General features: G+C 53.2%; 11 protein-coding genes. All 11 read left to right on the forward strand.

Annotated features, from left to right (window positions below):
- Positions 1 to 7 precede the first annotated feature (7 nt).
- From B2R29_RS05295 to B2R29_RS05345, 11 genes are read left to right on the forward strand one after another with little or no spacing between them, the layout of a single operon-like run.
- Positions 8 to 1507: a hypothetical protein gene (locus B2R29_RS05295; protein WP_301180111.1), complete on the forward strand. Its 1500-nt coding sequence runs from the start codon at positions 8 to 10 to the stop codon at positions 1505 to 1507.
- On the forward strand, positions 1500 to 2033 hold the full coding sequence (locus B2R29_RS05300; protein WP_301180112.1) for a phage tail protein: 534 nt from the start codon (positions 1500 to 1502) through the stop codon (positions 2031 to 2033). Before B2R29_RS05295 ends, B2R29_RS05300 begins: the two co-directional genes overlap by 8 nt.
- Complete coding sequence (locus B2R29_RS05305) at positions 2030 to 2908, forward strand: hypothetical protein (RefSeq protein WP_301180113.1); 879 nt, start codon at positions 2030 to 2032, stop codon at positions 2906 to 2908. The genes B2R29_RS05300 and B2R29_RS05305 overlap by 4 nt, the downstream gene beginning before the upstream one ends.
- A 32-nt stretch (positions 2909 to 2940) precedes the next feature.
- Positions 2941 to 3105 (forward strand): hypothetical protein, encoded by a 165-nt coding sequence (locus B2R29_RS05310; protein WP_301180114.1) that lies wholly within the window; start codon positions 2941 to 2943, stop codon positions 3103 to 3105.
- 5 nt (positions 3106 to 3110) lie between these two features.
- Positions 3111 to 4163: a phage late control D family protein gene (locus tag B2R29_RS05315; RefSeq protein WP_301180115.1), complete on the forward strand. Its 1053-nt coding sequence runs from the start codon at positions 3111 to 3113 to the stop codon at positions 4161 to 4163.
- The gene (locus B2R29_RS05320; RefSeq protein WP_301180116.1) at positions 4160 to 4798 is read left to right on the forward strand and encodes a phage baseplate assembly protein V; all 639 of its coding nucleotides are present in this window, start codon (positions 4160 to 4162) and stop codon (positions 4796 to 4798) included. The genes B2R29_RS05315 and B2R29_RS05320 overlap by 4 nt, the downstream gene beginning before the upstream one ends.
- 13 nt (positions 4799 to 4811) lie before the next feature.
- Complete coding sequence (locus B2R29_RS05325) at positions 4812 to 6521, forward strand: hypothetical protein (protein ID WP_301180117.1); 1710 nt, start codon at positions 4812 to 4814, stop codon at positions 6519 to 6521.
- Positions 6518 to 6913, forward strand: coding sequence for a GPW/gp25 family protein (locus B2R29_RS05330; protein ID WP_301180118.1), 396 nt, complete (start codon positions 6518 to 6520; stop codon positions 6911 to 6913). Before B2R29_RS05325 ends, B2R29_RS05330 begins: the two co-directional genes overlap by 4 nt.
- Positions 6914 to 6928: 15 nt before the next feature.
- The gene (locus tag B2R29_RS05335; protein WP_301180119.1) at positions 6929 to 9190 is read left to right on the forward strand and encodes a baseplate J/gp47 family protein; all 2262 of its coding nucleotides are present in this window, start codon (positions 6929 to 6931) and stop codon (positions 9188 to 9190) included.
- Positions 9190 to 11538 (forward strand): phage tail protein, encoded by a 2349-nt coding sequence (locus B2R29_RS05340; protein ID WP_301180120.1) that lies wholly within the window; start codon positions 9190 to 9192, stop codon positions 11536 to 11538. Before B2R29_RS05335 ends, B2R29_RS05340 begins: the two co-directional genes overlap by 1 nt.
- Positions 11539 to 11575: 37 nt before the next feature.
- Entirely contained in the window at positions 11576 to 12487 is a 912-nt protein-coding gene (locus B2R29_RS05345) for a hypothetical protein (RefSeq protein WP_301180121.1), read from the forward strand.
- Positions 12488 to 12513: the final 26 nt, after the last annotated feature.

A 12513-nucleotide genomic window follows, 5' to 3' on the forward strand; every position in this document is an offset into this window, starting at 1 on the left:
GTCGCCAATGATGCAGGATTTACTGGCACGACGGATTCAGCTGACCCCCAGGCCGCAGAACGACTCTGCGCTGCCACTGGAAGTCGCTATGCTCGGACACTGCCCGGGGCGTGTACGCCCTGAGCGGTTACTGGCGCTGAAAGATGCTCTTGCAGCCATTCGTCAGGCAGGGTTCGGTGAGGTCATTGATCAGATCCTCACCAATCCGGCCATTGCCACTTTGTATCACCTGCCGCTCCCTTTGCATTCAGCGTCGGAGTTTCACGATATCTTTCCGGATGCAGCCAGTGCGCCCGCACAGTATCGAAGTTCACTGGCAGGAAACCTCGCCTGGCTGGCTCCCTGCGTCGAAGATTTCTTTGCTAATGGAGGCCATCGGCTCTGGGTCGTAGTAATACCGGAAGAAGAATCGCAACAAGGCTTTTTCGCGACTGAGAATACCGATCTGACCGACACCAGCACCCTACGGGGCATTGCGACTCTGCTTGCAGTGCCCTCTGTGGGCTCTATTTGTCTTCCCGATCTTGAGCGACTACAGATTCCGGCAAGACTGCCCGACATTCCCCGTGTCCGTCTGGATAATCCAGAGCCAGCCTTTTTACCCTGCTCTCAGTCACTCGACGACGATCATCGCGAACGGCGGAACACCTCAGAAATGGCACTGGATGATCTTCCCGAACCGATAGAATTTCAGCGGGTTTTGCGCGAAGTCTTACACTGGCTTACCCGCTACCGCCCGGATATTCAGTGCCTGCTGACACTTCCTCTCGCCTACGCCAGTGAAATCGACAGCCCGGATGCCGATCCGGAGGCTCTTGAATTACTGACCAACATGCAACTGTCCGATGCTGCGCATCATCTACGGCAGGTACAGTTTTTTTACCCCTACCTTCGTGGTCAGGGGAGAGCACTACTCTCACCCGTTGGTATCGTATCTGGCAAACAAGCGGCGACTGCCAGGTCGGCAGGTCCATGGCGATCTATAGCCGGGCAGCCCATGGTGTCTAAAAACCTGCCCTACCCCCGCATAAAACGAGCCGGTGTCGTCAGCCTCAGGGAAAGGCCAGGAATTTCGATTCTTGAATTACGTAACAACCGGATCGAACTGGACGATGAACGGCTATGCGTCCCTGCCCTGCCTGCCGATGATTATCGCCACGCAGCCAGCCTCGATCGATTCGACGGATATCGCTCTGCCGAACTCATGCGCCTGATGGGATATCTACGCCGACAGTTGCGCCAGTTTGGTGAGCAACTCGTTTTTAATTCCGATGTTAACGACCCGCGGCCGAAACTCCTGATCGAGCATTTTTTACGGCAGCTCTGGCAAAGGGGAGCTTTGCGTGGAGAACGTTCAGAACACGCCTTTAGCTTGCGTCAGATTCCTGCAGGTGAAAGCACTCTGCTTCTGGAAATAGAAATTGCGCCGGCACTTCCGATTGACCGGATTCGACTGACGTTTACCAACTCAGGTACTGACTGGCAAACGGAGGTGCGCAGTGTCTAATCCTGTTGCCGACGTATTTGTTCCTTTCCGGTTTAAGGTCAACCTGTATGACTCAGAAGAAAATACACTCCTGTGCTCTGGAAAGTTCAGCGAAGTCAGCGGTTTCGAACTGACCATGGAACCAAAAACATTTCAGGAAGGTGGCCGTAACTGGGGCGAAATTCACCGCACGGGTCAAACCAAGTTTGCGCCCATGACACTCAAACGCGGAGTCACCAGCATCAATGATTTATGGAGCTGGTTCGATGCAACCACACGCGGTGCTAATTACGGTTATCGTCTCAGCGGCGAAATTATTGTTCTCGGACATCAGACCCAGAACGGTGAAGACAATCCAGTGATGACCTGGAAGCTCACCGGCGTGATGGCAACCAAGTTTAAAGGACCTGACCTGAATTCCACTGCCAGTCAGGTCGCGATTGAAGAGGTCCAGCTGGTTCACGAGGGGCTGGAGCTCGAGCGGACCAAGCAGGCTGATGACCAGTCTTCTACAGCAAACTCCAACACTCAAGGGGCCCTACCATGACGGTACCTGAGCGCGGCAAGCTAATCCCGGTGACGGGAGAAAACGATGAGCCGGATATGGAGAACGCCATTGATGTGCAGTTCAATCCGGTGACCTTGAAAATCAACCTGTCGAACACACTGAAAGCGAGTGAACAAAGTGGCAGCAGCAGTGCTGCTCAGTTCGTTGAAAAGAGCTCATCAAGTCTGAGCCTGGAGCTGATCTTTGATACCACACGGAAAGAAGAAGACGCGAATTACGAACAAGGCTCCGACGTTCGTAATCTGACAGGAGAAATTGCAACCCAATTCATTCAGCCAGAAAAGTCGGGCAGCGACATGAAGGCCCCGAAACGATGCTTATTTCAGTGGGGCGCGTTCGAATTCATTGGCATGATCGAAAGTTACGATGAAACGCTGGATTACTTTTCGCCGGGCGGTACGCCTCTACGAGCCAAGCTGGCCTTAAAACTGAAAGAAGATCGCTTTCAGTTCCGCCAGACCAGCGATTTTTCAGATCCTACAAAACCAGCCATGCCGCAGTTGTCCCCGCGAGGGAAAGATACGGACGCTGAATCGGGTGCTAAACCTGATACTCAGAATGATCCAGACAGCAATCAGCCTCCGGCAAAACCGAAAGCAAAAGAACAGGAAACAGAGCCTGTTCCGGGCCCGAGCGAAGGAAAAAGCAATTGGCGCGATACCGCAGAGTACAACGGGATTGAAAATCCGCGCATGCCCGGCGTACCGGTATTAGCGACGCCTACGCCAGATTGTAAGCCACGAGCCGGGCTGTCAGCGGCACTGAAAGCTGCCGTCACACTTAACGTAGAAGCAAAGGTTTCCACCTCGGTTAAATCGCGGATTAAAACGGATAACGGAGTTGGCTTTGAATAAATTCACGTCGATATTCAAGGGAAGGGAGAAACATGCCCGTCATCATTGATGAAGTTATCGCGGATGTTCCTGCAACCCCCGTTCAGACGGCTGCAGAACGACCATCATCTCAGCAGACTGTGCCACCGGTCGCGCAGGACATGCTGCGTCTGCTTGAAAAACAACAACAGCGCCAAGAACGCTTGCAGGTGGATTAATAGCAATGGCGATTCCTGAGGCATTTTACAGCAGTGCTCCGGCGATCAACGTCGACGGGGAAAATCGTGAAGACCTGAGCGATGCAATTGGCAGTATGGTAGTCAATCTGGGTCTTAGCGGCTGCGCACATGCGGAATTACAGGTGAATAACTGGGGACTCAGCAAAGACGCTCAGGAGCCGGATTTCCTGTTCAGCGATATCCTGCCCGGGGCAGCGATTGAAATTCATATCGGCCAGCCCGAGCCCGAGCTCATTTTCAGTGGCGAAATCACCGCAGTCGAAGAAGAGTATGGCCAGGGTGCTCCCCAACTGACACTTTTACTTCAGGATAAACTGCATCACCTGGCCCGCCATCGCCAAAGCCAGGCCTGGGAAGACCAGTCTCCTGACGACATACTGCAAACCATCGCCAGTGACGCCGGCCTGCAGAGTGATATTCAGGTATCTGCTATTACCGATACCTGGCACCAGATTAATGAAAGTGATCTCGCCTTTATACTGCGACTGTGTCAGCGCTTCGATATCTCTCCGCGTCTCGAGGGATCAAGTTTGCGGGCCCGGCCTGAGGCTGAAGATAACTCGCCTGTTGCGTTGGATGTTCAGGACAATATTTTACAACTGCGCCTGCTAGCCGACCTCAATCATCAGATCACCCAATCACGTACTCAGGGTTATAACCTCGCCACGGCTGAAGAAGTAAATTTCGACGCCGATAGCATGACGCCGGTCCCGGGCGAGACCTCGGCAGCTGAAAGCCTGGACCAATTATCCTGGGACGGCGAAGAGATTCTGCCCCACCCGTTTGCCCGGTCTCAGGCCGAAGCAGAAGCCTACGCTAAGGCACATTTTCAACGTCAGGCTAAGCGGTTTATATCGGGTGATATTGCATGTCAGGGCATTCCACAACTGACCTCTGGACGCGAGATCGAGCTGAGCGGTGTGTCCTCAAGGCTGCTTGGTAAATATCAGGTTATTCACTGCACGCACAGGTTTGATAGACGTTCTGGATTTGAAACACACCTGAAAGTAAATAAAGCCGACTGGAGTACGCAATGAATACGCACTCCGCCGGACAATTGCAGGCATTACAGATAGCCCAGGTCATTGATAACCAGGACCCGGACAGACGCGGGCGCGTCAAAGTCAGAATGCAGGCCAGCTCTCTCGAACTCTGGGCCAGTGTTGTCGTGCCTTCAGCAGGTCAGGATTACGGTACCAGCTTCTTACCGCGCCTCGATGAAATCGTGGTCGTCAGTTTTATCAGTCACGACATGCCCATGGTGCTCGGGAGTGTCTGGCAAGGCGCGGAAAGTCAGCCCGAAGAAGCCACACCCGTCGAAGAAAAATACGCAGTTAAAACACCATCAGGAACAGTATTTGAGTTCAGTGATGAGGAGCCAAAAGCATCCCTGACAACACGCTCTGGATACAACATCACTATTGATGAAAGCAGTGGTGGCGAAATTCGTATCGAAAGAGGCGCACAAACCGTAACGCTGAGCACATCGAGTATCGATATCGACAGCTCAGGGCCGGTGAATATCAACGCAGCTACCGTAAATGTCAGTGCATCCATGGTTCAGGTCGACGCTGGCATGTCTAAATTCAGTGGCGTCGTACAGTGCGACACCATCATTGCCACCTCCGTAGTAGGGACGACCTACACGCCGGGTGCCGGAAATATCTGGTAAAGGGGCATAGATAATGATGACTAAACGACACTCTCTGCACGATGTAAAACTTCAGCCTGCCTTCTTTGAGAATGGCCAGCAAGCGACATTATTACGCTACCTCGATCCTGATTTTATTAATCGTTTTCAGCAGGACATTCAGCAACAGCGGTTTAATGCCGTTCAGTTTGGCCGCTGGTTAGAGGAAGAGCGACACAGTCAGCACGATAGACACCCTGTGCTCAGATTACCCACCCACCGTGCCTTTCATATTGTCTGCTGCGAGGTTGCCTGTCACCGACCAGGAATGCCGGCGTTAGACCCACAAAAAATCAGCTCGGCGGGCTTTGTGATCCGTAAAGAAAAACCAACGGGACAGCAAGCCTGGATCATTGAAGAAGGGGAAGCAGTGGGATGGCAAAGCCGTCAACGCCCCGTTGCCGACCCGGATATCAACCGCAGGCTGTGCCCTAACGGTCTACTGCAAAAACGGACTTCATCCCCTGTATTCAGTGGTGAAGAAGTACACCCACTTCATCCTGTTAAGGTCCAAGACAGCAAGGGAAAGTGCCGCACCCTGCTCTTTGGATATGTACCCCTGGGTGGCTTCTATTACGAAAGAAACGTTCAGTTTGATACCAGTGATGTTCAGGATATTAATAATCTTGCTGTTGCAAACCTACCCTGGCCATTTGGATATTCAAATGGGGCCAACCAGACATGGAACCCCGATCAGGACCGCATTCACCTTGACCGTGGTCGGCCAACCGCTGCATTTGCAGAACTCTTAATGCAGTTGATACATCGGTATCACCTCGGAGAGGAAGACAGAGCGGATAACCAACAACTCGAAACCCTGTGTGATCAAATCTATTTCTATGATCCTGATGCCTGGAGACGTATTCCGATTTACCTACTAAAAATGCAGAAAATGCGCACTGGTATTCATAACCCGTTCGACTTCTCTCATGCAGAGTTTATTCCCGTTTACCGCACCACCAGCCTGATTGACTACCTACGGCTGTGCTTTGCCGATAAAGAAAATAACCCCTTGGTACGCTGGGCCGCACAGGTCAGCGATCTGGCTGATGCAGCGGGCGGCATGAATCGTCTTGGTAATATTCCTGCATTACCATTACATAACGGCCAGGGAAGCCTTAGCGATTCATTGGCATTTACCGAGAGTCAGGCGGAATCCATGCGTTCGTCACTCGGTCAGCGCCTGCGTGATCTGACTCTGGCAACCTCACTCGAAATTCCACTACCGAAATTTGCTCAGGGACCTGACGATTTATTCCGGATTATTCCCTTCGTCAGATCCGTCAATGATGAGCGGCACGAGCAGATTACCTGGGCGGATCAGAACTGTCAGTCAACGACCTTCCGTGTCGCTGCCACGTTTGATCCGGAGGCGAGTCGCCCTTCTCTGATTCCAATGCCCTCTATGCGTGACCTAAAGCGCGGCTTGGCTAAAGGCGCAAGCATACTGACTCCGGGAGACACCTTCTCTCTGGTCAACTCGCTTAAATTCAAAAAAGGCATCAGCGAAGACACGGTCAGCGGCAATTTTGATCTCGGAGCAGGCATTCAATGGATATGCTCTTTCAGCCTGCCTGTTATCACCATCGTCGCCATGATTCTGTTAATGATCATGGTATCGCTGCTGAATATTATTTTCTTCTGGATGCCGTGGGTAAAAATCTGCCTGCCCTTTCCGAAAATGCCAAAAGGATCTGATGGATGACGCTTCGTACACCGGTACCTAAAGTAATCAGCTGGCCTCTGGGTTCAATTAACAGTGACGGCAGCCTGAGCTGGTCGGAAGACGACAACAGTATTCGAGAGAATATGCTCAATATTTTACTAACCCGCCCCGGCGAACGTATTCAACGTCCGGAGTTTGGCGCTGGGCTGCTCAAGTTCATTCATCAGCCCAACAATGAAACGACGCGCAACCTGATTGCGGGCGTCGTAAAAAAATCACTGGCCGTGTGGGAGACACGCGTACAGGTAGACGGCGTTGATGTCACGACAGCAAAGGACAACCTGGCCGAAGTGCACATCAATATTCGTTACCGTCTGCGACATAACCAGACACCAGCGTCGCTGGGGTTGCGCCTGAATCTGGGCGTGTAAGGAGGATTTACGGCTATGCCATTACCTGTTCCAAATCTGGACGATCGCCGCTTTGATGATCTGGTTGCAGAGGCCAGAACACGCCTTGCCGGTCACTTGCCGGAGCTTACCCAAATTGCACCGGGAGATCCGGTGCATGCATTTGTTGATCTGTTTGCCTGGCTTACCGAGACCATTATCTATCGCGCCAACCTTATTCCTGAACGCCAGCGCAAAGTCTTTTTAAACCTCCTCCAGATTCCAGTTCGCCCGGCGGTACCTGCGACTGGCTTTGTAGCAATAGATGCCAGCCCTAACAGTCTGACGTTACCTGATTATCTTCCGGCAGGGAGTCAGCTACGTGCCGGGAAAGTCACATTATCGACGTCCAACGAGGTACAGCCTACCTGCCTGAGTCTAAGTGTATTGATTAAAGAATTGCTCAGCCCCGGCGATCTCGAAGCCATGGGGATGACACTCCAGGATCTGCACGAACAGTACGGATTACGTGCAGGCGAGATGCCTAAACCGTTTCGCGCCCGACAGTTTTCGCTGGGGCAGGAAACCCTGAGCATTGGTCATACACTGGATCAGAGTTTCTATCTGGCTTGTATTGCACCGAAACCCTTATCAGATCAGATGACCGCACTGCGCTCGTCTTTTTCAGGCCTGCGGCTTAATGTTGGAATAGCCCCTGCAGATTCGCTTCAGGAAGAAGACTTTATCGTCGACAGCGAAAGCACCCTGTATCCGCGTCATCTGGTCTGGGAGCTGATGTCTGAAACGCCAGACGGAAAAACCCGTTTTCTCCCTCTGGAAGTTATCCGTGATTCCTCCATGGGCGGACGTAAAACCGGTGTTGTTACGCTCAGGTTACCGGCGAATCCGGACTTATTCAGTGGTTTTGCTAATGCAGACCCGATGTTTAACGGTACGAGCAGTTTGCCCCCGGCTCCTGAGGACGATGAGGCCGCAGAGCGAGTGGCCTTCTGGGTCCGCCTTCGCTCTCCTGATGAACCCGACCTGAAGCTTGCTTACCTCACCATTAATGCGGTCGATGTCGTCGCTCAGGGGCAACGTAATGATCTCCTGATCGGCACAGGCACAGGACTACCTGAGCAGGTGCTTCAACTTCCCGATACAGATATTGATGCCGCATCTCTGGAACTTCAGGTCGAAGAAAATGGTGCCTGGTCGACCTGGCGCGGTATGGATTTCACGTCAGGTCAAAGTGAGGATGCCAGGGTTTATCGCCTCGATGCAGCATCGGGTCTTGTCTATTTTGGCGATGGTCTGGATTCTGGTTTCCGCCCCCCAAAAGGCGCTCGCGTACGCGTCGCATCATATCGTTCCGGGGGAGGAAACTCAGGTAATCTTCCAGCGGGAAAAATTAAAGAGATCGTTGATGGCAGCTCCCGTTTACGAGTGCGTCACGAGTGGCCATTGAGCGGCGGTCGCGATGCCGAGTCACTCGCTCAGGCCGAGAGCCGTATCCCCCAATTTCTCACTCACCGTAACCGCGCTGTTACCGCGACCGACTTTCAGGCGCTCTGCCTGAACAACCCAGTCAGTCCGGTTGCCCGTGCCGAAGTAAAAGAAGGCTTTTTACCCGGCGCAACGCTCGCCGCAGCGCAACGCGACGTTCCCGGAGCCATCAGTATATTTGTACTGCCGCCGACAGAAGTCAGCATTAATAACTGGCCTCGCCCTACCCGTGGACTGTTGAAAGACGTTTTTAATTATTTGATTAACCGCTGCATGGTGGGCACCGAGCTGTACGTGCTCAGCCCGCAATTTGTCCCTATGGCGGTCAGTATTCTGGTGTCGGTCAGAGATCCATCCACCGAACGCGAAACATTAAATGAAGTGGCCGAAACCGTTACTCAATATCTGTCGCCTCTCGCTCCGGGTGGAAGTAAAGGTACCGGCTGGCCTGTCGGCGCGACAGTCCGTGCGAATGAATTAATGACTCAGGCAGCACGCATTCCCGGCGTTTTGTCGGTTAATGCAATTTCAATATTTGCTCAGGGAACTAATGACGAAGGAAAACCAGCATGGCGCAGACTAACGGCAAATGAGAGCCTGATGCTCGATGATTTTCAGCTGCCTGAACTTGCTGGTATTTATGTGGGCGCCAGTGGCTCTGCTGGTGACGGATCACCGGGCTCGCCGAATGGACACGGCAGTATTGCCAACCATCTGTTACCGCCATTCCCTCAAGGAATTCGCGATGGTCTTACTGGCGATGATCAGGGCGACTACGAAATTGCGATACCTGTTGTTCCGGATGTGTGCTGATGGACGCGAACAATACTCCCTACTTTTTACTCCGTACCGAAGATGAACTGCGGCAAGGCTCCAGCAGAATGGAGTGGCACCCGGATCAACAGGCGTTAATGCTACGGCAGAAGCAATCGTTGCGGCTTCCGGAAACTCAGGCAGATGCTCTGACGCAATGGCAGAGCGCCGCCCCCATGGCAGTTGATCAGCACTATCAGGTCGCCCTACTCAACGACGACGGCGATACTGTAATCTGCAACGGTGGACGCGGTTGGGAGACACTGGATCACGACACGGGAACAAGTTTCTCATGTCCCGAGGGCTGCCAGTTTACCGATATGACGCTGAATTCGAGCGGCCGTATGGCGTTGCCTTACACTGATAAAAATGAACTGCATGGACTGACCGTATTTCATCTCGGCAAGCGTTGGTTAACGAGCTGCACCCTGCCTGAAGAACCCGTGCGAAGCCAGGTAGATAATGAAGAACGTATCTGGGTGGTGTCGGCGACCAGTCTGATGTTCTGCGATGGGCAACCTTTGCCCGCACCGTATGCGCCTGATTCGTCACGCTTCGAACCAGAATTTATCAACCCTGCGCCACTGACGTGCCACTGGCAACAGCAGCTGCCTGTAGGCTGGTCACCGCTAGGTCTGTGTTCTGACGATCATTACCTGTACGTCCTGATTCACGACGGCACAGGTAAGCAACGAATACTCTCGCGCACACTGAGCGATAATCCAGAGACTCCCTTACTTGCGTACTCAGTCGACGAAGCGTGTCCGTTTGCGATTGATATCGGTTTTGCCGGTAATGGCCGCCTCGCTTTACTGGCTCCGAGACAGAGTGATGATCCTGGCTTCGTTCAGCGGGACTGTCCGGTCGTTCGCCTTGAGGCGTCCGGTGATGATGGGTCAGGTTCTGCCCGGCTGATTTACGAACGCTACCCCATGGTCAACCTCGCGGTTCCACGTTTTGCCAGTAGCGCAGATGGTCAGCTTCGCTATCAAGCGCCAGAAGATGACGATTATCCGGGGTTCTCACCAAGACCGCGTGAATTGCATGTACTGCGCCAGCCACGCTATGAAGACAGCGCCTCAGCATTGCTCCGGGAAGTTCTGGACTCGGGCACGCCCGGTACTGTCTGGCACAGGGTATATATTGACGCCTGTATACCCGCTGGCTGCAGCGTAGAAATTGGTGCACGGGTATTCGATGATTACGACGCCCGCAGCCAGGCTGATATTCATATGCAGCCTGCTCCAGTATGGAATCCTCTGCCTTCAGAGCATCCTTTTCAGAATGCATTATCAGGTTATGAAAAAGATCGACGCGGACTGTTCGAGGTTCTCCTACAACGCCCAGAGGGGCGGGTCAGAAACCTCGAAGGGCGGTATCTGCAACTGCAATTGCACCTGACTGGTAGCGGACGGAGGACCCCAGAGATTCATGCTATCCGCGTTTATTCTCCGCGGTTTTCCTATCAGGAAGCGTATCTCCCCGAGCTGTTCCGTCAGGAAGAAAGCCCGACACCGGAAAATTCAATCGGCCCTGCCAACGGTGCCGATGTCAGGGAGCGTCTGCTGGCGAGCTTCGAGAGTATTCTCACCCCCCTGGAGGGCCGGGTCGCAGCAGCAGACCAACTCCTTCACCCGATGGCAGCGCCTTCCGGAAATCTGAACTGGCTGGCACAGAGTGTAGGAGAGGCAATTCCGTCTCACTGGCCAGAGCGACGCCGTCGCCGCTGGTTGGAAAACGCGACCCTGATACAACAGCGCAAAGGCACACTTCCGGCATTAAATCTTGCTTTGGATATCGTCACAGATGGCGGCGTTCAGAATGGTAGCGTCGTCGTGACTGAGAATTTCCGCCTGCGCAGAGCCATGGCCACCATTCTCGGGGTACACATGGATGATTCAGATCACCCGCTTACGCTTGGTACCGGAATCAGTGGGAACAGCATTGTGGGTGACAGCCTGATTCTTTCTGAAATGGGCGCCAAAGAATTCCTTGCGCTGTTCGCACCAGAAATAGCAACAGAAGATGAGCGTCAGGCCGTGACTGAGTTCTTCGAGAAATATGCGCACAGAGTAAGCATCCTGTTGCACGGCGATGCCCGTAAGCAACGTCAGGAAATTGAATCCATGTTGGAAGCGCAGCTACCCGCGCACCTTCAATGGCGAATTATCGAAACAGAACAACCCTTTATTCTAGGGACATCACCTCTTCTCAGTATCGATACCTGGCTTGAGCAACGCCCGGGTTATGAGCAAGTGAAGATTAATAAAACCCATATTGGTCGTACCGATCTGCTGATGAACCCATTGGCATTTTCACCCAGCGACATCAATCAACGCCTGAGTTGATAACACAAAATTAAAGGCAGAGTTAAAAGGAGGCCTTATGTCTGAGATGGATGATCTACCGACGCTAGAACAGGACGACCAACTGGCTGAACCCCTGCGTCGGGTGTCTTACGAAGCAGGCATGATGCTTGGGCTTGAAGCAACCCGTGACGAGCAGGCCTATCATCGTCGTAGACTGACACGCCACCAGTACTGGCTACAGGGCTTCGGTACCCTTGCAGGTCTGAACGTCACTATGACACCAGAGACTCATCCGGACGCCAACGACGACGTCAGTGTGCGTCTGCATGTAAGCCCCGGCGTCGCCATCGATGGGCTTGGCCGCGAAGTCATGCTGCACGAAGCCTACTGCATAGATCTGAAACAATGGGTTGAAGCTCAATCGGAAGCGCACCTGCTCGAAGGCTATGACGGCGGGCCAGAAGTATTGTGGCTTAAAGTCTGCATCCGTCACAAAGACTGCGCGATTGCCCGCCAGCCGGTATTAGCCCGCAAACTCAATCTGAATACAGACGCCGTTCAGCCGGCGCGTACTGCCGACAGTGTTCAGCTGGAACTCATCCCCGAAAGACTGCCACCCGAGGATGACCGTTATCACCCGTGGTCCAGTCACGAACCCGTCAGTGATGCCATGCCGCCACTAAGCAGTATTGAAACGCAGACACTGCAGGCTGCGACCGCCACCAGCCCCGAAGCCGAAGCACAGTTGAAGATGCACGCCCGACTGCTTCATGCGCTCGATGGAAGTGGACTCAGCACAACGAACCTCGCTGATGAATTAGATGCAGGCGCAAGACTGTTGCTTGCCCGGATCCGGATTGAAACCAGCCAACCCGGAGACCCGATTATCAACCCGATGCGAATCCAGATTAATAATCTTGTGCGTCCGTTCTTAACAACGCCCAGCCAACTCGCCTGGCTGAATCGCCAATCGCAGAATAACAACTAACGGACTCACAGAGCGCAAGGAGACAC

This window comes from Thalassolituus sp. UBA3500 (assembly GCF_002377545.1).
Lineage (GTDB): Bacteria > Pseudomonadota > Gammaproteobacteria > Pseudomonadales > Oceanobacteraceae > Thalassolituus.

Coding starts and splice junctions, on each gene's coding strand:
- B2R29_RS05310 (WP_301180114.1), top strand. CDS start 2,941: ATGCCCGTCATCATTGATGAAGTTATCGCGGATGTTCCTGCAACCCCC.
- B2R29_RS05335 (WP_301180119.1), top strand. CDS start 6,929: ATGCCATTACCTGTTCCAAATCTGGACGATCGCCGCTTTGATGATCTG.
- B2R29_RS05325 (WP_301180117.1), top strand. CDS start 4,812: ATGATGACTAAACGACACTCTCTGCACGATGTAAAACTTCAGCCTGCC.
- B2R29_RS05345 (WP_301180121.1), top strand. CDS start 11,576: ATGTCTGAGATGGATGATCTACCGACGCTAGAACAGGACGACCAACTG.
- B2R29_RS05340 (WP_301180120.1), top strand. CDS start 9,190: ATGGACGCGAACAATACTCCCTACTTTTTACTCCGTACCGAAGATGAA.
- B2R29_RS05315 (WP_301180115.1), top strand. CDS start 3,111: ATGGCGATTCCTGAGGCATTTTACAGCAGTGCTCCGGCGATCAACGTC.
- B2R29_RS05320 (WP_301180116.1), top strand. CDS start 4,160: ATGAATACGCACTCCGCCGGACAATTGCAGGCATTACAGATAGCCCAG.
- B2R29_RS05295 (WP_301180111.1), top strand. CDS start 8: ATGATGCAGGATTTACTGGCACGACGGATTCAGCTGACCCCCAGGCCG.
- B2R29_RS05330 (WP_301180118.1), top strand. CDS start 6,518: ATGACGCTTCGTACACCGGTACCTAAAGTAATCAGCTGGCCTCTGGGT.
- B2R29_RS05305 (WP_301180113.1), top strand. CDS start 2,030: ATGACGGTACCTGAGCGCGGCAAGCTAATCCCGGTGACGGGAGAAAAC.